General features: G+C 41.4%; 15 protein-coding genes and 3 pseudogenes. 11 read left to right on the top strand and 7 right to left on the bottom strand.

Going from position 1 to position 23,726, the window contains the following annotated elements; all coding sequences use genetic code 11:
• Positions 1–90: 90 nt before the first annotated feature.
• Genes glmM through recJ form a run of 3 tightly spaced genes read left to right on the top strand, consistent with a single transcriptional unit; the run spans position 91 to position 3,810 of the window.
• The gene (gene glmM / locus FTU70_RS05540; protein WP_096901661.1) at positions 91–1,422 is read left to right on the top strand and encodes a phosphoglucosamine mutase; all 1,332 of its coding nucleotides are present in this window, start codon (positions 91–93) and stop codon (positions 1,420–1,422) included.
• A 14-nt stretch (positions 1,423–1,436) separates the two neighbouring features.
• Positions 1,437–2,093, top strand: coding sequence for a pyridoxamine 5'-phosphate oxidase (gene pdxH / locus FTU70_RS05535; protein ID WP_131261206.1), 657 nt, complete (start codon positions 1,437–1,439; stop codon positions 2,091–2,093).
• Between the two features lie 13 nt (positions 2,094–2,106).
• Complete coding sequence (recJ, locus tag FTU70_RS05530) at positions 2,107–3,810, top strand: single-stranded-DNA-specific exonuclease RecJ (protein WP_180060256.1); 1,704 nt, start codon at positions 2,107–2,109, stop codon at positions 3,808–3,810.
• A gap of 58 nt (positions 3,811–3,868) precedes the next feature.
• Here the strand turns inward: recJ and FTU70_RS05525 are convergent.
• Together FTU70_RS05525 and FTU70_RS05520 are read right to left on the bottom strand one after the other, a co-directional pair.
• Positions 3,869–4,369 (bottom strand): annotated as a pseudogene (locus tag FTU70_RS05525) (putative porin); the annotation flags it as partial.
• A 164-nt stretch (positions 4,370–4,533) separates the two neighbouring features.
• A complete protein-coding gene (locus tag FTU70_RS05520) occupies positions 4,534–5,310 on the bottom strand; it encodes a putative porin (RefSeq protein ID WP_180060254.1) in 777 nt (258 codons plus the stop codon).
• Between the two features lie 571 nt (positions 5,311–5,881).
• Between FTU70_RS05520 and prfB the strand changes: the two genes are divergently transcribed.
• The 5 genes from prfB (at position 5,882) to FTU70_RS05495 (ending at position 10,615) form a co-directional block, all read left to right on the top strand.
• Positions 5,882–6,977, top strand: a protein-coding gene (prfB, locus tag FTU70_RS05515) for a peptide chain release factor 2 (protein ID WP_104852716.1) whose coding sequence is annotated in 2 segments (ribosomal slippage) — positions 5,882–5,953 and positions 5,955–6,977 — 1,095 coding nt in all. Because the reading frame shifts where the segments join, the coding sequence is not laid out codon by codon here.
• A gap of 157 nt (positions 6,978–7,134) precedes the next feature.
• A complete protein-coding gene (locus FTU70_RS05510) occupies positions 7,135–7,434 on the top strand; it encodes a helix-turn-helix transcriptional regulator (protein ID WP_178867820.1) in 300 nt (99 codons plus the stop codon).
• Between the two features lie 20 nt (positions 7,435–7,454).
• Entirely contained in the window at positions 7,455–8,534 is a 1,080-nt protein-coding gene (locus FTU70_RS05505) for an alkene reductase (RefSeq protein WP_096901672.1), read from the top strand.
• A gap of 84 nt (positions 8,535–8,618) precedes the next feature.
• Positions 8,619–9,899: a 3-deoxy-D-manno-octulosonic acid transferase gene (locus FTU70_RS05500; protein ID WP_180060251.1), complete on the top strand. Its 1,281-nt coding sequence runs from the start codon at positions 8,619–8,621 to the stop codon at positions 9,897–9,899.
• Between the two features lie 2 nt (positions 9,900–9,901).
• Positions 9,902–10,615, top strand: a complete 714-nt coding sequence (locus tag FTU70_RS05495) for a 16S rRNA (uracil(1498)-N(3))-methyltransferase (protein ID WP_180060249.1) — start codon at positions 9,902–9,904, stop codon at positions 10,613–10,615.
• On the opposite strand, the gene FTU70_RS05490 is transcribed toward FTU70_RS05495, so the two are convergent.
• Positions 10,589–11,575, bottom strand: coding sequence for a mechanosensitive ion channel family protein (locus FTU70_RS05490; RefSeq protein WP_131261199.1), 987 nt, complete (start codon positions 11,573–11,575; stop codon positions 10,589–10,591). The genes FTU70_RS05495 and FTU70_RS05490 overlap by 27 nt on opposite strands.
• A 468-nt stretch (positions 11,576–12,043) precedes the next feature.
• On the opposite strand from FTU70_RS05490, the gene acs reads away from it, so the two are divergent.
• Entirely contained in the window at positions 12,044–13,987 is a 1,944-nt protein-coding gene (gene acs / locus FTU70_RS05485) for an acetate--CoA ligase (protein WP_131261198.1), read from the top strand.
• Between the two features lie 38 nt (positions 13,988–14,025).
• Here acs and FTU70_RS05480 read toward each other — a convergent pair.
• The 4 genes and pseudogenes from FTU70_RS05480 to FTU70_RS05465 all read right to left on the bottom strand — a co-directional run.
• Positions 14,026–14,139 (bottom strand): annotated as a pseudogene (locus FTU70_RS05480) (XRE family transcriptional regulator); the annotation flags it as partial.
• Between the two features lie 782 nt (positions 14,140–14,921).
• Positions 14,922–17,879 carry a tyrosine-type recombinase/integrase gene (locus FTU70_RS05475; RefSeq protein WP_180060247.1) on the bottom strand — a complete coding sequence of 986 codons (2,958 nt, stop codon included), beginning with the start codon at positions 17,877–17,879 and terminating at the stop codon, positions 14,922–14,924.
• Positions 17,876–20,056, bottom strand: a complete 2,181-nt coding sequence (locus FTU70_RS05470; protein ID WP_180060245.1) for a hypothetical protein — start codon at positions 20,054–20,056, stop codon at positions 17,876–17,878. Before FTU70_RS05470 ends, FTU70_RS05475 begins: the two co-directional genes overlap by 4 nt.
• Positions 20,057–20,058: 2 nt before the next feature.
• Positions 20,059–20,685 carry a hypothetical protein gene (locus tag FTU70_RS05465; RefSeq protein WP_373685315.1) on the bottom strand — a complete coding sequence of 209 codons (627 nt, stop codon included), beginning with the start codon at positions 20,683–20,685 and terminating at the stop codon, positions 20,059–20,061.
• Positions 20,686–20,831: 146 nt separating this feature from the next.
• Here FTU70_RS05465 and FTU70_RS05460 point away from each other — a divergent pair.
• Together FTU70_RS05460 and FTU70_RS05455 are read left to right on the top strand one after the other, a co-directional pair.
• Positions 20,832–21,771: pseudogene (locus tag FTU70_RS05460) on the top strand (IS5 family transposase).
• A 280-nt stretch (positions 21,772–22,051) separates the two neighbouring features.
• Positions 22,052–23,726, top strand: a 1,675-nt coding sequence (locus FTU70_RS05455; protein ID WP_180060243.1) for an Ig-like domain-containing protein, incomplete at its 3' end; no start/stop codon positions are given.

Genomic DNA, 23,726 nt, shown 5'->3' with positions numbered 1-23,726 from the left:
CATCAATGTGACGGCTTTTTCATTTTTGGTGTAAAGTAACTCGCAGTAAAAAAGTGATGATAAAGATCACCCCTAAGAAGTGAGAACAATATGAGTTATTTTGGTACAGACGGCATTCGAGGGAAGTTTGGAGAGTTACCAATTACACCTGAATTTGCATTAAAACTAGGTTTTGCAGCAGGTAAAGTTTTAAAAAAGCACACCAAAAAAAATAAACCTATTGTGGTATTAGGTAAAGATACACGTCTTTCAGGCTATATTTTAGAAGCAGCATTACAAGCGGGTTTAAATGCCGCAGGTGTCTATGTGCATTTGCTCGGCCCATTGCCGACGCCCGCTATTGCGCACTTAACCCGCGCTTTGCATGCCAGTTTAGGCATTGTGATTTCAGCATCGCATAATCCGTATTTTGATAACGGGATTAAATTTTTCTCGGGCGAAGGGAAAAAGCTGCCAGATGCCTTGCAAGAAGAAATTAACCAAGAATTGCAGCAAGAATTAAAAATTGAAGATACGGCCAACTTGGGTAAAAGTGTTCGTGTCAAAGATGCCAATGGGCGTTACATCGAGTTTTGTAAATCGACCTTTCCATATCATTTAGATTTAAATGACCTCACTATTGTGGTCGATTGCGCCAATGGTGCTGCCTACAATGTTGGCCCTGCGGTATTTCGTGAATTAGGCGCGAAAGTGATTGCCATTCACAATGAACCGAATGGTTTAAACATCAACGAAAATTGCGGCTCAACCCATCCTGAAAGTTTGCAAAAAGCAGTGCTTGAGCATCAGGCGGACTTGGGGGTTGCATTTGATGGTGATGCAGACCGTGTGATTTTGGTGGATAGTCAAGGCAAGCAAATTGATGGTGACCACATTTTATATATTCTTGCCACACAAGGCTCGAAAAAACCTGCAGGTATTGTTGGGACGTTAATGAGCAATATGGCGCTGGAATTGGCGTTAGAAAAAGCCCAAGTACCATTACTCCGTGCCAATGTCGGTGACCGTTACGTGCTACAAGGTCTGGAAGAAAATGGCTGGGTTATTGGTGGTGAGCCATCGGGGCATATTTTGACTTTGGACAAGAGCACCACAGGTGATGCAATTATTGCTGCCTTGCAAGTGTTAACGGTGATGGTCGAACAAAATAAAGCCCTACATGAATTGGTGGCAGATTTTAAACTGTTGCCAAATGTGCTGGAAAACGTGCGCTTAGCAAATATGTTTGATCCGTATACCGTTCCTGCCTTGGTGGAAGAGTTTGACCGTGCTACGGAACAGCTGAAAGGTCGTGGACGCTTATTGATTCGTAAATCGGGCACTGAACCTGTGATTCGTGTCATGGTGGAAGGTGATGATTTGGCTGAAGTGAAGGCAATGGCGAAAGATTTAGCAGATGCTGTACGTCGTCATGCCGTCTAAAAGGGGGGTAAATCGTGAGTGATTTAATTAAAGATTTAAGTGAGCTGCGTTTAAGTTACCAAAAAGGTGAATTGCTAGAAGCACAGGTCAGTGCCAATCCGCATATTCAGTTTTTGAATTGGTTTAACCATGCCTTAGAAGCCAAGCTGCATGAACCGTATGCGATGTCATTGGCGACTGCCAATGCGCAAGGTCGTCCGCATGTGCGTACTGTGTTGCTGCGTGGAGCCACCGAAGCAGGCTATGACTTTTATACCAATTATGACAGTCAAAAAGGGTTGGATTTAGCGGCCAATCCTTATGCTGAATTGTTATTTTACTGGCCTGAACTGGAACGTCAGATTCGTGTCAGCGGTTATGTCGAAAAAATTGATGAGCAAGAATCGACAGCGTATTATCACAAACGCCCACGTGACAACCAAATCGCTGCGCATATTAGCACTCCGCAAAGTGGTGTGATTGCCAGCCGTGAAGAACTACAGGCGCGTTTCCAAGACTTGCATGCCCAAGTGGGTGATCAATCTGAATTGCAAAAACCCGTATTTTGGGGTGGCTACCGCTTGCAGCCTGATTATTACGAATTTTGGCAAGGCCGTCCGAACCGTTTGCATGACCGCTTAGCTTATGAAAAAATTGAAGGTGACTGGAAACTACAACGCTTGATGCCTTAAATGACTGGAAATTATGTCAAAAATTTTAATAAAACAAAGACCTTTACTTACACGCCCTGAAAACTTTCAGGGCGTCTCTACATTTGTTGCCCAAATTTTAGCGCGCCGTGGCGTTGCGTCTGAGCAGGAGCTGGAACTTAAACTGAAGCACTTGCTTGCTCCAAGCATGAAAGGTCTACCAGAAGCAATTCAGCTGATGGATCAGGCGATTGATCAGCAGAAAAAAATTGTAATTGTGGGCGATTACGATGCCGATGGCGCGACCAGTACCACACTCATGATTCTGGCACTGCGCGAAATGGGCGCACACGTGCAGTATTTAGTACCTGACCGTTTTAAATATGGTTATGGCTTAACCCCCGCCATTGCCGATTTGGCTTTTGAGCGTTATACGCCTGATGTATTAATTACGGTAGATAACGGCATTTCCAGTCATGCAGGCGTGGAACGTGCGCAAGCTTTGGGGATGCAGGTCATCATCACCGATCACCACCTCACCACAAAAGCCACCCCAAATGCAGAGGCTGTGGTGAATCCGAATCAATTGGGTTGTGATTTCCCAAGTAAAGCCTTGGCAGGTGTGGGCGTGGCATTTTATGTGTTGGCGAACTTATCCAGTCAACGAAAAAAACAGGGCAAATCTGCTGCAAATTTGACTCAATATTTAGATTTGGTGGCTTTGGGCACCTATGCCGATGTCGCTAGTCTAGATTATAACAACCGTATTTTGGTGGATGCAGGCTTAAAACGGATACAGCAGAATTTATGCCGTCTGGGGATTAGTGCATTGCTGGATTTGGCAGGACGTGAACCCGCACAGCTTAAAGCACAAGATTTGGGCTTTGTCTTGGGACCACGTATTAATGCCGCAGGGCGCATGGAAACCATGGACATTGGAATCGAGTGTTTACTGGCAGCGGATATGCAAAGTGCCTATGCTTTGGCGCGTCAGTTAAATGCTTTGAATCAGGAACGTCGTCAGGTTGAAGGGCAAATTAAACAGGATGCACTGGCAGAATTGGAAAAGCTGCAGTTAGATCAAAGTGATTTACCGCATGCCTTGATCCTGTTTGAAGAACATTGGCACCAAGGTGTAATTGGAATTGTTGCAGGACGCTTAAAAGAACAGTTTCATCGCCCTGCGATTGTATTTGCTGCCGATGAAGATGGTGAGCATATTAAAGGCTCTGCCCGTTCAATTGAAGGGGTTCACATACGTGACACCATTGAATTGGTCGCAGAGCAATATCCATATTTGGTCAGTCATTTTGGTGGACATGCGGCTGCGGCAGGTTTGACCATAAAAAAGGTGCACTTTGCAGAATTTAAACAGGTCTTTGAACAGATCATTGCGCAAATGGATGCGGATTTATTTCATGCTGTGCTATGGACAGATGGTGAATTGCCGCAAGAAGCTTTTGATTTACACACGGTAGATTTATTACAGCATTTGGCGCCGTGGGGACAAAAGTTTCCGCAGCCTGTGTTTGAGGGACGGTTTAAAGTGGTTGATTTTAGATGGTTGAAGGACGCTCATTTAAAATTGCGTTTGGCATTGGACAATGGACAAGTGGTTGATGCGATTGCGTTTGGTGCTAAAGATAAATTTGAATTTAACCCGATGCGGGATGATGTGCGTTTGGTTTATGAGTTAGAGCGCAATGTGTTTAATGGCAATGTGAGTTTGCAGTTGCAGATTGTGCATTTGGAGCAGTAATCCAAATAAAAAAATCCGCTCAAATTTGAGCGGATTTTTTTGCTTTTAATGTAAGGGATTAGAAGCGGAATGTACCATTGATACCGAATGAATCGATTTCATCAACTGTTGTGTAATTCACACCAACTGCAACTGTTGGGGTAAAGAATTTTTGTGCACGAACGCCAAAAACAGTTTCAGAATCATCAGCAGTTGAGTCTGCAATAGAAACGCCTACACTTAAAGTTGGGTCGATATAAAGATCAGCACCTAAGCGATAAGTTGTTTCATCACCAAAATAAGACAAGCCTTCAAAGTTAGCAAGATGGTTGCCAATTTGAGTGACATACTTAGCGCGTAAAGATACAGTAGTATCTTCACCTACTGTTAATTGATTTAGAAGATTTGTGGTAAAGCCATAGTTTGCAACTTGAACTGGATCTAAGCTCTCATCTGCTACACCAACTGCTAATAATAAGCCATTGACTGGTAAGTAACCAACTTCAAGAGCATAGCCAGTATTATCATCACCATCAAATTTGGTTTGATTAATTGCACCATTCACATAAAAATTGAGATTCCCTCTGTTATTGAAATATGACTGTTTTGTTACAGTTGTTGCTGATTGTACGGAAAATACGCAGTACGTCAATGCACAATTTCTACCTAACTGCTTTATTTTAGGGCATAAAAAAAGCACCCTTCCGAAGAAGAGTGCTGTTTGAGTATGTAATTAAGCGAAGCTTAGAAGCGATATTTAGCTGCGACACCAAAGCTGTTGTAGTCAGCATTACCCACTTCACCAAAGCCTACACGACCTTCCAAGCTGACTTGTGGTGTAAAGAATTTACGTGCACTCACACCAAACTCATCATTATCGTTGATGTCGTTGCTGTAATAATCGACACCTACACTTAGCGTTTTATCAATGAAGTAGTCTGCAGCAAGATTGTATTCATCGAGATCACCAAAAGCAGCGCCTGCTTCAAGGTTGATGTCTTTACCATTCGAAAGTGTAGTTACATATTTGGCACGTAAAGTTGGATCTACACCATCATCATGGTCGGTATCCCAACCTTTAAGACCTGCTGCAATTAACAAGCCTGGTGCTGGTAAATAACCAACCTCTGCGCCATAAGTAGTTAAATCATTGTTTAGGTCATTATTGTTTTTCAAGTCATGACCACTCACATTACCACTTAAGTAAAAATCTGAGTTCGGTACAAAATACTCTGCCCCTACACCATAAGTATGCGCTTCATTATCGCCAACTTCGTCATATTGGTATTTGGCATTTACGTTGCTAGCACGATCAAGGAACGCTGCTTCTGCCAAAGGTGCATTACGGGTTTGTACAGGGTTAAAGTAATAAGTACCATCTACACCGAATGAACCGCTTGAGCTGCCATTGTCTGGATCAATCAGTCCTGCTGATGCACCAATTTCAGCTTGGTATGCGTTCGCAGTACCAGTGATAGCCAAAGCTGAAAGTAGGGCTGATGCGATTGCTAATTTTTTCATGGAAAGTACCCCTCTGAAATCTGGTTAACAGTTAAACTTTTTGTTACAACTTTCAGTCTAGGCGAAAAAAAATCAGCGTCAATCAAAGGAAAGTTACCACTTTGTTACAAGCGTAAATTTGTGTAATTTTTTTAGTTTAAGTGATTGAAATAAAAGCGAAATAATCAAATGTTTTGTTTTATTAAAACTATGTAGATTTTGTGAATTTTAATAAAATTGATCATTAAATCATCAAATTTGTTTCATCCTTGCTTTATTTTGGCGGGTTGAAGCAATTACGATACACAGTTTTTAAGCTTGGATTCAGCTGAATGTGTCAGGAAAAAATCAGGGCGGTAGATCAGCCATTTAGACAACATCAGTGTTAATCGAGCATGCTATTTTTTAGGTTGGATATCATCAGGCTCTCATTTTAAAAGTTTAAAGTGATCTTTATTTTTAACCACATTTAGCATTCAACCGATAAAAGCTGAAAAGTTATGCTGGAATTTGCAGCAGGGTAGAAATGCCAGAACAGGTCTGTGCTACAATTATCGGCTATTGAGCTTCATTGTTAATTGAGAGAATTTACGTGGAAATTAATCCTTATCTAAACCAATTAAAAGACTTGAACGAACGTGGTCAAACACTACGGGGGTATCTTTGACTACGATCTGAAAAAAGAGCGTTTAGAAGAGGTTCTCCGCGAGTTAGAAGATCCTGCAATCTGGAATGATCAAAGTCGTGCGCAAGCCATGGCCAAAGAAAAGGGCGAGCTTGAAAACGTGATTCATGTCCTAGAAGGTTTGGCGACCCAGTTAGAAGATGCCCAAGCCATGCTAGACTTAGCCGTTGAAGCCGATGATGAAGATTTATTGGTGGATGTACAGTCTGAATTGACTTCTGCAGAAGAAGAACTGGCGAAATTAGAATTCCGTCGTATGTTCAGTAATCCAATGGATCCAAACCCATGCTATGTTGAAATTCAGGCAGGTTCGGGTGGTACAGAAGCGCAAGACTGGGCATCGATGCTGTTGCGTATGTATATGCGCTGGATTGAACGTCACGGCTTTAAAGCAGAATTGATGGAAGAATCGGATGGTGATGTGGCAGGGATTAAATCTGCGACCATTCGCGTAGAAGGCGAATATGCCTATGGTTGGTTGCGCACTGAATCGGGTGTGCATCGTTTAGTGCGTAAATCGCCATTTGACTCAGGTAACCGTCGTCATACGTCATTTTCTGCAGTGTTTGTTTCACCAGAAGTGGATGACAATATTGAAATTGATATTAACCCTGCCGATGTTCGTACCGATACGTATCGTGCATCGGGTGCGGGTGGTCAGCACATTAATAAAACCGACTCTGCGGTACGTTTAACCCACGCACCTACAGGTATTGTGGTTGCTTGTCAGAACCAACGTTCGCAACACGCCAACCGTGACCATGCGTGGAAACAGTTACGTGCCAAGTTGTATGAACTGGAAATGAGTAAACGTAATGAGGCGGCTCAAGCACTGGAAGACTCGAAGTCTGATATTGGTTGGGGAAGCCAAATTCGCTCTTATGTATTGGATGATTCACGTATTAAAGACTTGCGTACAGGCGTGGAAACTTCAAATACAGGTGCGGTTTTAGATGGTGATTTAGACAAGTTTATTGAAGCCAGTTTAAAGCAGGGTCTATAAGTTACGGTCTGTAAGATCCTAATGAGCCTGCCCAATTCAGTGAAGTTGCTTAAAAATTTATATAAATCGTAAAAAAACGATATTAATATCGAAAAAATACGATATATTAAAAGCAGCTGCTGAATTGGGCTTATATTTACGAATATGTGTCTGAATGATGGATGTCGATTTAATCTTTAAAGCCTTAGCCAATCCTACCCGTCGGCAAATTTTAGAATGGTTAAAAGCACCAGAACAATTTTTGTCGGTAGATGAGTGTGGCGACTTTAAGCGTGGCGTATGTGCAGGACACATTGAGCGTTTGGGCAAAGTGTCGCAATCGACCATGTCAAATCATTTATCGGTACTGCAACAGGCAGGTCTTATTCGTGCAGAAAAATATGGACAATGGTCGTATTTTTCTCGTAATGAAGCACTCATTCAGCAATATGTCGAATATTTAAAACACTCACTTTAACTGTGAGATTAGAGGCAAAAATGGCTGAATTAGACTCTCCTTTAGTTTTGGGTGATCTGCATCTAAAAAACCGTGTGGTGATGGCACCTTTAACCCGTAGCCGCGCCAGCGATGACCGTGTTCCAACGCCAATGATGGCAGAATATTATGCACAGCGTGCCAGTGCAGGTTTGATTCTTTCAGAAGCAACGGTAATTTCTGAAGAAGCCAATGGTTATTTAAATACCCCAGGATTGTTTACCGATGCTCAAGTGCAGGGTTGGAAACTCGTTACCGATGCCGTGCATGCCAAAGGTGGTTTGATTGTGGCGCAACTGTGGCATGTAGGTCGTGTTTCACATCCAGATTTACTCAATGGTGCAACACCAGTATCGGCAAGTGCGGTACAACAAGCAGGTTATGTCAGTTTGTTGCGTCCTAAACGTGAATATGTGTTGCCACGTGCCTTAGAAATTGCAGAAATCCACACCATTACCGAGCAATATAAACAAGCCGCCATCCGTGCCAAAGAAGCAGGATTTGATGGGGTAGAGTTGCATGCAGCCAATGGTTATTTGATTGATCAATTCCTGCAAAGCAAAACCAACCAACGTGACGATGAATACGGTGGTTCGGTTGAAAATCGTGCGCGTTTCTTGTTAGAAGTGATGGACGCCTTAATTGAAGTCTGGGGCGCAGGTCGAGTCGGTGTGCATTTAGCACCACGTGGCGATGAGCACGACATGGGAGATGATGATCCACGTGAAACCTTTGGCTATGTCATGCAGCAATTGGGGCAGCGTAAAATCGCCTTTTTCTTTACCCGCGAATATTTAGCCGAAGACAGCATTTCCCAAGAAATGAAAGTACGTTCAGGCGGTGTGCCATATATCGCGAACATGCGTTTAAGTCGTGCTGATGCCGTGGAATTATTGGCTTCGGGCAAGGCCGATGCGGTGTCATTTGGTAAGGCGTATATTGCCAATCCAGACTTGTATGAGCGTTTATTGGCAGATGTACCTTTAAACGAACTCAAGCTGGAAAACATGATTGGTACAGCCGTTGCAGAAGGCTATATCGATTATCCAACTTTGGCGGAAACACAACACGCTGTAGAATAAAAGCCAGTATAGCGCCACATGCAATTAACATGCGCGTGTGGCTCTGTTATATTTTGCCGATAATCTTTCTTTGGGGCGCATCTTTTGGCTACTCCATTTTGGTATAACGCAGCCTTGGCGCTGTTAAAACCGATTTATCAGTCACGTATTCGTAAACGTGCCGAACATCCTGAGCAATTACAACAAGAACTGCTTGAGCGTTTTGGCCCATTTCAGCCTGCTAAAAATTTACATGCCATTTGGTTTCATGTGGTGTCGGTGGGGGAAACTAATGCCGCACAACCTTTAATTGAACATTATTTAAAAGTGGGACATCCCGTTTTAGTCACCAATACCACCAAAACGGGGCAGGCACGCGCCAAATCATTATTTTTAAAAGCACCGTATTTAGATTTATTTCAAGCCGTGTATTTACCTGCCGATCAGGTGCATTTAATTCGTGAGTTTTATCAGAAATATCAGCCTAAATTATTGGCACTGGTCGAAACAGAGTTATGGCCAAACTTGATTGATCAGGCGCAGCATTTTCAAGTCCCGTGTTTGTTGATTAATGCGCGGCTTTCGGAAAAATCGGCCAAAGGCTATGCCAAAGTTAAAGGATTGACTCGTGGCATGTTGCAAAATTTGCAGCAACTTTTGGCGCAAGACTCTGCCACACAGCAGCGTTTTATCGCATTGGGGATGCCTGCCGAGCGTACAAACGTGGTGGGTAATATTAAATTTGATATTACTGCGCCAGAAGATTTTGTAGAGCAAGCCGCGCAGTTGCAACAGACATGGCAATTGGCACATCGCAAAATTATCACCCTTGCCAGTACCCATGCGCCTGAAGAACAGCAATTATTGACTGCTTTGAAACCTTATTTCGCACAGCATCCTGAACTGTTATGTATTGTTGTGCCGCGCCATCCAGAGCGTTTTGATGAAGTGGCTGTGCAGGTGAAAAAACTGCAACTCAATATGCAGCGCCGTAGTTTGGCTGAAGCGATTCAACCCGAAACACAAGTGTATTTAGCCGATAGCATGGGTGAAATGTGGTTGTGGTACGCCTTAAGTCAGGCCTGTTATGTCGGTGGTTCGCTGAATGAACCTGGCGGTGGGCATAATATTTTAGAGCCTTTGGCCTTAAATGTCGCCACGGTATTGGGCAAAAATTATTTTAACTTTCAAAGTATTGTGGATGAGTTTGTTGCAGCAGAAGCCGTGTATGTGGTCGAAGATGCTGAACAAGCTGTAAATACGTTAACGCAATTGTTGTTTGAACCTGCGTTGCGTGCTCAGCTGAATCAAAATGCTCAAGTGATTATGTATAAAAATCGTGGCTCTTTAACTGAGCATATTCACGTGATTAATCAGTATCTTTAAATATGAATATCGTTTTGCTTGACCCGCGACAGACCACAAATGAAGTGTGGTCTATTAGCACCCAGCGGCAAGTGCAGCATTTGCATACGCATGTTGGTGTGCAAGTCGGTGACACCTTGAAAGTCGGGATTCATGGTGGCAAGCGTTATTTGACCGAAGTGGTGGAAGTCAGCGAGCAGCGAATTCAAGTCAAAGCCCTGCATGAAGAAGCTGTCCCAAAAAAACTGCCTGTGACCCTGATTGTGGCTTTGCCGCGCCCCAAAGTATTGCGTCGTTTAATTATGGATAGCGTGACGTTAGGTGTGGAAAAAATTATTTTACTGCACAGCTATCGGGTTGATAAAAGCTATTGGCAAACGCCATTTTTGCAGCAGCTCGATCAATATGTAACTTTGGGTTTGGAACAAGCAGGCGATACCATTGCATCTGAGATTCAGCTTTATAAACGCTTTAAACCCTTTGTGGAAGATGTCTTACCCAGTTTGATTTCTGCCGATTGTCCTGCTTATGTGGCGCATCCTTATACCGATCAAGCTATGCCACATGCCATCCAACATCCATGCAGTATTGTGATTGGCCCAGAAGGTGGATTTATTCCCTACGAAATTGATTTGCTCGAAAAAAACGGCTGCCAAGCGCGGCACTTGGGCAACCGTATTATTCGTACTGAAACTGTGATTGCTTATGTTTTAGGGCGTTTGTTTAGTGCGGGCTGAATCATCTTCATTGACTGCTGCATCACCACGATAAACTTTCACTTCCTGCACAGGATAAGGAATCGAAATGTGATGTTCGGCAAAAGCGGCAATTACCCGTTCTTGCACTTCACTGATGGATGCTGAAGTGGTGGTTTCCGTCGTATTTACCCACCAACGCACATTTAAATTAATCGAAAAATCGGCCAAGGCAGTGACATTGACGCTAAATGCAGGTTGGCTCAAGATTTTTATGTCACGGTCTAAAATGGCCAAAATAATATCTTTGGCTTTTTGTACGTCATCTTCATAACCAATACCGACCACAAACTCGCAACGACGACGGGTATAAGCCGTATTGACCGTTACGGCACTGGTATACACCGTAGCATTTGGAATCACGATTCGACGCCCATCGGGAGAGCGCAGGAAGGTGGCACGAATCTGAATATCTTCTACCGTACCTTCCATATTATTCACGATGATGTCATCACCAATTTTAAATGGTTCTCCAATCAAAATGAGCACACCCGATAATAAATTCTGGAAAATATCTTTAAAAGCAAAACCAATTGCCACGGAGCCTAGACCTAAAGCACTCATCAGTTGGCTTGGGGTAAAACCTGGAATTGCAATCACCATCGCAATTAGAAAACCAAAGAAAATAATTGCAGAGCTACCGACCCGATTCAGCACCAAAACCAAATTTTGTCGGGTATAGGAACGATTGTTCAGGGTCTTGCGAATAAACCATTTAAACAGTCGGGCAAGCAGCCAAAACAGAATCAGCACCACGGCTGCAATCATCAAATACGGCACACGTTCCCAAAATCCTTCCATAATTTTGTCGATGGTGGAGTAGGCGTCATTGTACTTGGCCGTATGATTGATCACGGTTTGCGTGGTTTTTTCAGTGGCTTCCTGCAACAGCTGACTGGTGTTTTCAGAAACTTCACTGAGTGAGGGTTTGGATTCTGCCACGATAATTCCGAATTCAAAATGAAGCGACTATTTTGCCTGAAAAACTCAATTTGGTTAATGAGCAATGCTTACTTGCCAGTATTTTAGACAACTTGGATAGAAGTGATGAGCGTACTATTTTGTAGCATTTAAACTGCGAGTTGTATGTGGTTTTATCTGTAAGACAGGGTCGCAGGTATGAATGATTGGCTGCGTAAAAAAATGTTAATACTCACGGTTATTAGACGATATTTTCTTTAAAAATAATGCAATGCGCAGTACAGTGGAATGTAAACCTGAAAGTATGAATGCAAGAATATGGCATTCGATCAACGCTTTGGCATGCTATTGTTTGTATAAAATTTATGCGACTAAAGCCGAATGGTGAGCCATAAAAAAGAAAGTTCATACTGTGAATATGCAGAAATAATAATCAATAACGTGGCATACATCTCGTGATGAGATGCAAGAACATCAAGGAAGTAGCAGATGAAAGACGTATATCCTGTTCCAGATGAATTTAAAAAGACTGCCCGCACCACTGAGGCAGAATATTTTCAACGCTATCAACAATCTATAGATGACCCTGATACTTATTGGGCAGAGCAGGCCCAACGCTTAGATTGGATTAAACCTTTTACCCAAGTCAAAAATACCAACTTTGACCCCGAGCATTTTAAAATTGAATGGTTTGCCGATGGGCAACTGAATGTCAGTGCCAATTGCTTAGACCGTCATTTAAAAGAACATCCGCATAAACCTGCAATTATTTGGGAAGGAGATCATCCATCTCGGCATAAAGTGGTTTCTTTTGCTTCTTTGCATGATGAAACCTGTCGTTTTGCCAACGTGCTGAAAAAGAACGGGGTGCAAAAAGGTGATCGGGTGGTGCTGTACATGCCAATGGTTTCCGAAGCTGCGATTGCCATGCTAGCCTGCGCGCGGATTGGTGCAGTGCATTGTGTGGTTTTTGGTGGTTTTTCTCCCGATGCTTTGGCTAGCCGAATTGAAGACTGTCAGGCCAAGTTAATTGTCACTGCAGACTCGGCCATGCGTGGTGGCAAGCCAATTTATTTAAAAGCCAATGTTGATGCTGCTCTAAAAGTAGCAGGTACCGACTGTGTGCAAAATGTGATTGTGGTGCACCGTACAGGAAATCCTATTGAGATGTTACCTGAACGCGACGTGTGGTATCACATGGAAATTATGTCGGTCAATGACATCTGCCCACCCGAGCCGATGAATGCCGAAGACCCATTATTCATTTTATATACTTCGGGTTCGACTGGAAAACCCAAAGGTGTTTTGCATACCACAGGCGGTTATTTGACCTATGTGAATAGCACGTTCCGAGAAGTCTTTGACCTGAAACAGGATGATGTGTTTTGGTGTACCGCAGATGTAGGCTGGATTACAGGGCATTCTTATGTCTTATACGGGCCATTGTCGAATGGTACATCTACCGTGATGTTTGAAGGTGTACCGAACTATCCAAGTTGGGCGCGCACAGGGCATATTGTCGATAAACACAACATCACCATTTTATATACTGCACCGACTGCCATTCGCGCCATGATGCGGGAGGGAGATCGTTTTGTACGTGAAAGTGACCGCAGCAGCTTGCGTTTACTCGGTTCAGTCGGTGAGCCGATTAATCCCGAAGCGTGGAACTGGTATTACAACGTGGTAGGCGAAGGACGTTGCCCAATTGTAGATACATGGTGGCAAACCGAAACAGGGGGCATATTAATTTCAGCATTGCCTGGTGCAACGCCACTGAAACCCGGTTCGGCAACCCGCCCATTATTTGGCGTGCAACCTGCTATTGTCGATGCCGAAGGTAATGAACTGGAAGGCGCGACCGAAGGCAATTTAATTATGAAAGATTCATGGCCAGGGCAAATGCGCGGTATTTGGGGCGACCCTGCACGTTTTATTGAAGCGTATTTTTCGACCTATCCGGGTGCGTATTTTACAGGAGATGGTGCACGCCGTGATGAAGATGGCTATTACTGGATTACAGGGCGTGTGGATGATGTCTTGAATATTTCGGGGCACCGTTTAGGTACTGCGGAAATTGAAAGTGCCCTAGTAGCGCATGAAGCTGTGGCTGAAGCGGCAGTGGTGGGTATGCCCCATGAGATTAAAGGACAGGGGATTTGCACCTTTGTAACTTTGCAAGTTGGTACACCCGAGTCAGAGGAATTGCGTGAAGAATTAGTCAATTGGGTTCGCAAAATTTTGGGGCCTGTGGCAACGCCTGATGCGCTGCATTGGGCACCTGCTTTACCTAAAACCCGCTCAGGTAAAATCATGCGCCGTATTTTGCGGAAAATTGCAGCGAATGAATTGGATAGTTTAGGAGATACTTCGACTTTGGCTGAGCCGCAAGTGGTGGAGCATTTGATTGCAACGGTGTATGGGGAGAGGTAGGTTAAGGTTACTGTCACTGTACACAAAGAAGTTAGATTACCCGCACGCGCAGCAACATCTGCCTGAGTCATTTCCAGATAAAGACGTTCTTTACGAAGCCTCTCACATAATAAAGCAACAACTTCTTCAGGTTTTTTGAATATTAAATCCATAGTATTGTGTTTTACATTGTGATATCACCATTAAAACACAAAAAAATGGATTTATGAAATTATGCCAGTTGGTCGATAATGAGATGCTTGATTGGCTGATGAGATTCTATTGGATTAAAGAAATCTAATGATTTTAATGCATTTATTTTTTGCAACTACCTACGAATATGTCGTATTTGGGGCCCGAAACTGTGAAATAAAAGATAATAAAGAAAGTATGATTGGGGATAACATAATATAAAATCAATAAAAAAGCCCCCATCTTTCGATGAGGGTTTTTTTGAATTTGGAGCGGGAAACGAGACTCGAACTCGCGACCCCAACCTTGGCAAGGTCACCGATATTTATTCCATTAAATTATATTAATTGTAAATATATGATTTAATTGGTGGTATGTGGTTTTTTGGTAGGGTGAATTTTTGATGAATTTAGATCATTTAATGTTATTTTGGTCACTTTATTTTAGACGTTTTAGTTTATAAAAGTCACCTATGTTTTGGTCCTGATTTTCATATTAATAATAACATTATATTGTTTAATATAATGATTATTAATAATTTATAAATCGACTACAACATGTAGTAGCGAAGATGCTCAAAATGCACTTACTACGTAACATCAGTTAAATAAAAGTCTCCCACAAACCCAGTACGGTTCAATAGAAAAATTGAAAAGAAGTAAATTAAATTCACTATTTTTAATGCTTTATGAGATTTAAATTATGGTTAAAATATAGTCAGCATACTTTTTGAAACACCACCCAAATTTTTATTACAAGCAGCTTAAAGATGAGAAACTATCATGAGATACATCAGTAACTTGAATACCCCAAGTGCTTTTGCATCTTTACTTTTGAAGCAGAATTTAATTCGCCTTTCATTTTCATTCAAGCTGAAGTTTTCTGCCCGTAATGTTAAATCCTGTAATGTCTTTTTGAGCTCTGTCTTGCTCTGTTGAGAGAGTTCTAAATGAAGATATTTTTTCGGAAATAAACTATGAATAAAAGAAAGAAGTTTCTTCAGTTGCCGTTTTTCATTCAGTTCAAAAATTAACTGGGCTGAATTGGGCTGAACTTTTTCAAGATAAATTGAGTAGATCGTATGAAGCTGTTTTTTGTATTTACTTTGTACATTTGCATAACGCTCCTGAACATGTTGAATGACTTTTTTTTCCTCCTGATTGGTTGGCAACATGGTGACCAATGCATTCGGAGTTTTCCTTAAAAAATCTGTGGTAAATAACCTCGATGATTTTTTTTGGTTTACACAGGAGGTTTTCAAATGTAGGGCTCTGGCACGTAATTTTTGCGCGATTTGCAAAGGAATGGCTTCAGGTAACAGAAGATCTTGCTCTTTTTCTACTGCAAGAATGTGATGCAATAATTCAAAAGTCATCTCTGAGTCATGAGCTCCTAGCATCAGTGAATCAGGCGATTTCTGTTGTTCTGGTTTATATTGATGATCATGTTGCCTGTAACGGTCTTTAGTGAGTTGATCAAATAAAAACTGTTTGATCGCCCGTTGCTGAACAGGATATTTAATAGCATCATCATGTTTCAGAATATTAAAATAGGCTTCTTTAGGAAGTGGGCTGTGCATTTGATTCAGCTGGTAGCTAATTGCCAGATGCATTAAATGCAGATAGCTTGAACAGGTCGTGTCAGGGGTTAGGTGCCCGGCAAAATGAGAAAGTGCATACCAGGTTTGCTGAGTATTTCTGTTTCGCAACAATGCATAACGGATACGTAATTGCTCATGTGGGCTATAGTCAGTAAATGCATCTGAAAGTGTTGAGTTTTTTAAAATCAGGTAAAGATGATTAAATGCAGAATGGCGCAGACTATGGTAAGTAAAATTGTGTTCTCCAAAAACTGGCTGGATCAATTGTTTCAATAGGGAATTCACTTCATTTTCATGAGTTTCTTCTAAGGACTGTTTTAAAAACAGCGGTTGTGCAACTGATTTTCCTTGTTCTTTTAGCAGACGTTTTCTATTCTGACTATATATTTTAAATGCATGTAATTCGTCGGCTTTAAGTAGATGATGCAGGGGAATCTTGCGGTAAGCTGAGTAGCTTTTTTGATTTTTATTGCGATTGTTGCGAATAGTGATTATCACAGCATCTTCACTAATAAATAGATCACGTACGAAGATATTCAATGTTTCATTGATCCGTAGTCCGACTCTGAACCCCAGAATAAAAATCAGTTTAAATATATTTTTATCCTGAATCGAAATATTTTGAGTATTTTCGAGCTGCTCTAGCATGTGGTGAAAAATATGGGGCGAGATCAATGCGGTTCTGCAGATTTTTACCTGGATTAAATTATCCAGATCAACAGTGGGTGCGTTAAAAAATAAGGTCTGTTTGTGATGAAACTCCTGTAGACGTTTTTGTAGAGTTGCTCTAGTTGTTTCTTTCTTTAATAGAAGCATTTCTCCATACAAATCTTCAAAATCAGCATCTAAAAATGATGAAATATCTTTGTCTTGGGTTGCCTGCAGCCAATGGACTGCAAACTGTGAAAACATGGTCTTCAGAGAACTTTGCTTGAGCGGCTGAAAATCTGCACGTATAAGCTTGCGCTTAAATCGTTGCTGCTGCTGAATAATATGATTTAGAAGGTCCAGTTGAGGTTCCGTTAATTTTGAGCGTAGAATGCTCCACAGCAGCAAACGTTCCAAGGCTGGAGATTGTTCTTTAGCATATAATTCTATGAGTTGATCGCTATAGTTTTTTGCACGAATAGCTTGACGTATTTCTACTAAAATATCGGCTATATCTAATGCAATAGTGACTGTAGACTGGTTCTGAGGGTTCTCATAAACTTTCTGAATCGTATGGGTAGGCGTGGGTTCAGGCTGACTAAAATAAGCTGCTAATTGTTTTTCAAGAGGACTGGAACTATAAATTTCATTTTTTAAGATACAAATGGACATTTGATCCAGCCCGCTGTTTTTCAGGAACTGTGTATAGTAAAAACCGTATTTTAACAGGTCTTTACAACGCACCTTTTCCTCAGGGAAGCATTCAATAATACAAGCGTTAATCAGATGTTCTGCATCTTCAATATCCGAAAATAAATCAAATTTTTGATGTTTTAGTCTGTAGATCCAGCATTTCACAATGTCGTGTAGCACAAACGTTTTGGTATAGCTGACTGAAAAATCAGGGTCATATATACGCTGATTACCGAAATTCCGGTTCGGGATATCAAGTGAAACAATATGATTCAGGTTTAAAAAACTTTGAAATTTCTTTGTTTTTAAAATGATTTTTAAAAACTTTTGTAGTTCGTTCTCATTATAAATGCCATTAAATAATATTGAACTGATCAAACAGAAGCCAAGTGATTGAGTTAGACTGAAGTCATTATGTTTTGTCCAGTAAGCAATCATATTTTGGGCAAATTGAGTAACTTTTTTACCATGTTTTAAGGTTTCAATATTTTGTAGTGGCAGAGACCTTTCGTACCTTACGGGAGCGGCAGGCACTGGATAGTAGTGATTCGATGAAAGATTAAAGCGCTTGATATATTTAGCAAATTCTATACGTGCCATCTGATAGCTACGGATGTTTGACTTACAGTGTTCTAAAAGCTGATTATCAACTTGACGACAAATTTCCGAATAGTTCTCAGGCGTCAGCTCTATACATTTCTCACTAAACAAGTTCAGAAGAAATGCTTTGTTTTTTCTATGCTTTTTTATTCTTTTGAGGGAGTGTGGGTGTTTACTCATTCAATCAGGAACCCGTTAAATGTAGACATACTTTTAAGTTCTAATATTTCGACAAGCTTGTCTTGTGCTACTCGAATATGATCGTAATCAGTTACCTGAAAACCCGAATAACGATCAAACAGTCCCTGCATTGCTTCGTCATGACCAAAGATGTCTTTAACTATATCTTCATTGCAGTATTGTGCAAAAAAATAACGAGAAAAGTGGCGGGTCCAATTGCGCTGAAGGGCTATTTCTGTACAGAATTTTTGAATATCAGAAAGTTCTAAATTTTGGATATCTCCTTGTGGATCGTAAAATAATAGAAAGGGGCGTTCACCCTCGAAGACCTCATGGATTGTTTGTACTTGTTCATTGGACAGATAGGCTTTTGTGAGGTAGAGAAAGTGTTTTAAATATTTTAGGTAATGCTGTATTTCATCACGAAGATAATCGTTAAACGGTAGATATCGTCCAATGGTGCCCGAATAACGCTGCTCTTTATCTGCAACAGCCATCAATTGATTGTCGAGGTCAATATAATCTAGATTTGGCGGGAAGGACTCACTTGGTCGTGCTGAAGTTATCAGCATGCAAATATGCCAAAGCCAGATTGAATAATACTTCAGTGTTTTGAAAGGATTTGGATTACCTCGAACTTGTTCATCAAGCTGTTTAAATAAAGATTTAACCAGTGGCAGATCTGGTGTTTGCTGACTACCGAAAGTAATAGGAGATTTAAATTCTTCGATATAACTGCTGTTGAGCTGCGGGCAAACTAGATAAAGTGTTTGGCTATAAATATCGAGAATATCTATGATCTGTGTTGAAGAGTAATGGCAAGGAATATAGTGCTGAACGCTTACGCCGCTAAGTAACTTACTTTCCAATTCATAACCTAGCTCATTCAATGTAATGTCACTGAGTAAACGTGGGAGATTTTGTTGAGTTAGCTGGAAAGTCAGCTCTTTATTGATGCTACGTAAATGCTCTTGTACCTTTGAATCAATTTTTGCATGATCCCACTTTTTTAGTTGAAAAATATTTTTAAAGTAAACTTGAGGCAAGGGAATTGTAAAAGAGTTTATGGTATTCAGCATATGTTCTTTCAAAACAAAATCTTTGAATTTAGAGATTTCAAAGCTTTGTTTGAAGAAACACGAGTCAGGCTTCAGTAAAACTTTTTTATTTTTTGCAGTGATTCGTGAGTTTTTTTGGAAAACTGGCAGATCTTTATAATAAGTAAGGCTGAGTACTGAAAATAGAAGTAAAGCATGAATGGGAGAACTTTCTGCTTCTTCAAATAAAACTTGCATAACGTGCCGTGCAGTAGGTAAATCGAAAACCCGAGGATTTGGCTTGTTCATTAGCTCATTCTTGTTTTGATGCAGAATTTTACTTTTCAGATTTACGATTTGGGCAGTGACAGAATGTTGCTCTAATCCAGTAAATTCAAAGTTATGATCTTCAACTGTTTCAATGACTTTATCTTCGCGTGATTGTTTAGCTGTACCCTGTTCAAACTTGGTCTGATACGTTTGCTCATCATCAAGAGTAGTTCTTGAGGTCTTGTAAACATCTGTTTGGGGAGGTTCTTGGATGCCTGGATTACTTTGACGGTGTCTTTTTTGACGTTCTGATTGAGTATAGGTATACGTATAAATAACGCGGATTTCTGCCAATTGGCCTATTTGGGTTTTCTTTAAACTCTCTTTGGATTTGTCAAATAATTTTCTATTCTCAGTTTCAGCTTCTTTTAGAAATTCAACAAGATCGTCTAATTCGATCGGAAGAGACGGTAAAAAATTGTAAAGCCAATGGTATTCCTGCTTTGTACTGGCTAAACGAAAACGTCTACAAAGATTAGCTACAGTAGCTGCATGTTCTTTGCTATCAAGTAATTCAATGCATTGAGTATTGAAAATGGCCCATTTCAGTGCATTTGATTGATATGCTGATGGAGTGTTGATCAGCGCCAGGAGATAATGAGCTAATGGATACTTACTAATCGATAGATCAGTAGGATGCTGATTCATAATTTTAATTAGTTTAACGACTTCAGTTGGTCGGATGAAATCATTGAGCTTAAAGAAGTCCTGATCATTTTCCAGTTTTGCTTCCGCCAGTGCTTGATAGAAGTCTCGAAATAGCTCAAGCTTTAATTCTTGAGTATCTTCTAAATAACGATATTCGTTCATGATTAAATTCCCGCCAGAATTTTTTCTAATGACAGTGGGTCGGCATAATTTGAAATAGAACTCACTGGACTTTTGGATTTAGACAGTCCTGATAATTCTCGTAGATAATTGATAGTTAAAACTTCCTGACCGAAAATTTCCTGAAGATGTGCAGCTAAGTATTCTTCATTTAGCCAATTTGCAATGATGTCTAAGCCATGAATGGAGTGGTGTAATCCGGAACACAGTAAGGCCTTTACTTCGTTTAAAGCCTGGATGGTGAATTCGTAGGAATTATTTTTTTCATAAGCTCTGAACTTAAATTCATTTTTATTCTTGTTGTAAGAATAGGCATAGATCCAGCTGAAATGACTACTAAAAAAATAGTGATCAGGTTTGTCTGTTGTCAGAACAGGAATGTCGACTTTTTGTTGAAAAGTAAAATCCAAATGATAGTTTTGCTGTTTCTCATTAAGCTGAAAAAATAGAGCAATCCAGATTTGGTAGGCATGCATACATTTTGGATAACACATTAATTTTAAGTTTTTTGAAGATACACGATGACTTTCAATAGCTTTTTTTTTATAGACATATGCTGATGTCTCCCCATATTTATGCCAAGTGGCTGAAAAATAAGCTATAATATTCACGTATTTTTTATAGGAGAGTCAAGGGTTGTGCACCCTATATTGTGTTATTAAATTGTAAATTTCACTATATATAGTGTTTTTAATCTTTTTAGGGCTTTGTTGCACAAACCTATCTGTAAAGGCTTTTTCAGCGATATAATTTTCAAATGAAGAAGCCTACACACAAAATCTATCGCACAACCAATTGGCCCGCATATAACCGAGCACTCATGAGTCGCGGAAATATTGCCATTTGGTTTGATCCTGCTACGCAATGGTATGCGCCATCAAAAGGCAAACAAGGGCGAAATCAAATCTACTCCGACGCAGCTATCCAATGCTGCTTAATGATTAAATCCTTATTCCGTCTGTCTTTACGTATGGTTACTGGCTTTGTGCAAAGTCTGATTAAACTTTGCGGATGAGCAGCCCCGAATATCAGTGATATTCTTACACCACGCTTTGTAGAAGACAAAAGCATATTGATATTGTAATCAGCTACCAAAAAAGTAGCGATGGGCTGCATCTACTCATGGACTCTACAGGCATGAAGTTTCTAGGTGAGGGCGAATGGAAACGAAAGAAACATGGACCTGAATATCGTCGCCAATGGCGTAAACTACATATTGGTATAGATGCTAAAACCCTACAAATACGCGCTATTCAGCTCACAACCAATAATGTCAGTGATTCACAGGTGCTTGGTGATTTACTTAATCAGATTCCACAAGATGAGCGGATTGATTCTGTTTATACCGATGGAGCTTATGACACCAAGCAATGCCGTCAGGTCATTGCAGATCGGCAAGCGCATGCGGTGATTCCACCTAGAAAAAATGCGAAACCATGGAAAGATACAAAGAGTAGCTCGCTAGAGCGAAACGAATGACTTCGAACAGTTACACGTTTAGGCAGGACACTCTGGAAAAAATGGTCAGGCTATCATCGGCGAAGTTTGGTTGAAATAAGATGCATTGCATCAAATTATTAGGAGATAAGCTCAGTGCAAGGAGTTTTGATAGCCAAGTGAATGAGATCCATGCACGTGTAGCAGTCCTTAACAGATTTACGGAATTAGGTCGACCACTTACCCAAGTTACGCCTTAAATTTGGCTCAAATTAGGGGCGCTTTGCATTTCAAATCTTTGTGCAACAAAGCCACCTTAATAACGGATTTGTTTAACGCCAGCATACTTTTTGAGACACCACCAGTAATTTTAATTAAGAAATGCGAAATAAAGCACGCAATTGAATATGTGCTGTAACATTAATATTGTATATTAATTAACTAATCTAGGATGGTTTTTTGTCTGCGCTAAATAAATTTGGTCATGTAAAGCATAAATAATTGATATGGCTAAACTTTCAAATTGAGGTAAAGTTATAAATGAATACATCGGTAAAAATAATCTCTGTTGATGGTGATGTTTGGCGTTTTTCAAAGACAAATAAAAAAATAATTCTAAAAAAGGGGGCAAAGCTTCAGACCAAGGATGTGTTGCATCTTTCTGAAGAAAGCAATGTTGTGTTGCAGCTTTCAAATGGCCGTGTGGTTGAAATACACGGTAAAGATTTAACGAATAATGGCGGTAATTTTAGCCTGAGTTCTTTATTGGGCGAATCAAATTCAGATATCGATAAAATTGTAAATTTTGCAAAATCATTTCAGCAAATGAATGACACTGAACAACAAAATGATGTTGTTCGTTTGGATGATGGTCGCGTATTTAAAAAAGAAGGTAAGGACTACGTTGAAATTGCAGGGGAGTCTTTCGAGGGCGATCCTGATGTTACCCAAGGTGGGCATCGTTTTGTTCAACTGACACGGGCAGGTGAAACATCTGTCGCCGACGGTATAAAACCGTTAATGCTGAATCGAGTGTTAGATAATATTCCGCCTTTAGGAATTGAGTACCCAATATTATCTTCAGTTATCAAACCATTTGAGCATGGTTTGGGTGGTGGTAGTTGGACACCTTTGTCTCCATTTGCACCTACACCAAACACGCCACCCAAGGCGCCAGTGTTTGTAGATCCAAGCAATCCAGGCACGCCAGTTGCGTCTTATACATTTAACTATGACGAGAACAGCAGCGATGCCGATGTGATCGGCACGGTTAAGGCGACCGATGTTGACAGCAGCACGGTGACGTACAGCATCAGCAGTGGCAACGGCAATAACTGGTTCGAGATCAATGCCAACACGGGTGAGATCAGCCTGACCGCAGCGGGCGTAGCTGCTGCGGCGAATGACTACGAGGCACTTGCGAACATCCACAACCTGGTGGTGACGGCAACTGATGGCACGAACAGCACCAACATCAACGTGACGCTGAACGAGCAGGATATCAATGACAACGCGCCAGTGGCGAATGACGACACAGCGACGGTGGACGAAGGTGACACCGTGGTGATAACGGTCAAGGGCAACGACACCGATGCCGAAGACGGTACGCCAGCAGGTGTGGTGACCATCGTGGGCGCACCAGCCAACGGTACCGTGACGGTGAATGCCAATGGCACCGTGAGCTATGTACATGATGGTTCAGAAACCAGCAGCGACAGCTTCACCTATACCGTGATCGACAGCAATGGTGTCGTGTCCAATACAGCGACCGTGAATATCACCGTCAATCCAGTCAATGATGCGCCAGTGGCGAATGACGACACAGCGACGGTGGACGAAGGTGACACCGTGGTGATAACGGTCAAGGGCAACGACACCGATGCCGAAGACGGTACGCCAGCAGGTGTGGTGACCATCGTGGGCGCACCAGCCAACGGTACTGTGACGGTGAATGCCAATGGCACCGTGAGCTATGTACATGATGGTTCAGAAACCAGCAGCGACAGCTTCACCTATACCGTGACCGACAGCAATGGTGTCGTGTCCAATACAGCGACCGTGAATATCACCATCAACGGCACGGATGATCTGCCAGTTGCGGTGGCGGATGTGAACAGCATCAACGAAGACGCGGTGAGCGTGAGCGGCAATGTGCGCAGCAACGACACCCTGGGCGACGGTACGGCTGCCGAACACGTGGTGAGCCTGAACGGCA

Origin of the sequence: Acinetobacter sp. YH12135 (assembly GCF_013418565.1) — a bacterium.
Classification (GTDB): Bacteria; Pseudomonadota; Gammaproteobacteria; order Pseudomonadales; family Moraxellaceae; genus Acinetobacter; species Acinetobacter towneri.
The sequence above is the reverse complement of the archived record's forward strand: the minus strand, read 5'-3'. Positions and strand labels throughout refer to the sequence as shown.

Excerpts from the sequence above, each read along its gene's own strand:
- acs (WP_131261198.1), top strand. The coding sequence starts at position 12,044 with ATGAAAGACGTATATCCTGTTCCAGATGAATTTAAAAAGACTGCCCGC.
- FTU70_RS05520 (WP_180060254.1), bottom strand. The coding sequence starts at position 5,310 with ATGAAAAAATTAGCAATCGCATCAGCCCTACTTTCAGCTTTGGCTATC.
- FTU70_RS05505 (WP_096901672.1), top strand. The coding sequence starts at position 7,455 with ATGGCTGAATTAGACTCTCCTTTAGTTTTGGGTGATCTGCATCTAAAA.
- FTU70_RS05470 (WP_180060245.1), bottom strand. The coding sequence starts at position 20,056 with ATGAACGAATATCGTTATTTAGAAGATACTCAAGAATTAAAGCTTGAG.
- recJ (WP_180060256.1), top strand. The coding sequence starts at position 2,107 with ATGTCAAAAATTTTAATAAAACAAAGACCTTTACTTACACGCCCTGAA.
- FTU70_RS05475 (WP_180060247.1), bottom strand. The coding sequence starts at position 17,879 with ATGAGTAAACACCCACACTCCCTCAAAAGAATAAAAAAGCATAGAAAA.
- FTU70_RS05495 (WP_180060249.1), top strand. The coding sequence starts at position 9,902 with ATGAATATCGTTTTGCTTGACCCGCGACAGACCACAAATGAAGTGTGG.
- glmM (WP_096901661.1), top strand. The coding sequence starts at position 91 with ATGAGTTATTTTGGTACAGACGGCATTCGAGGGAAGTTTGGAGAGTTA.
- FTU70_RS05510 (WP_178867820.1), top strand. The coding sequence starts at position 7,135 with ATGGATGTCGATTTAATCTTTAAAGCCTTAGCCAATCCTACCCGTCGG.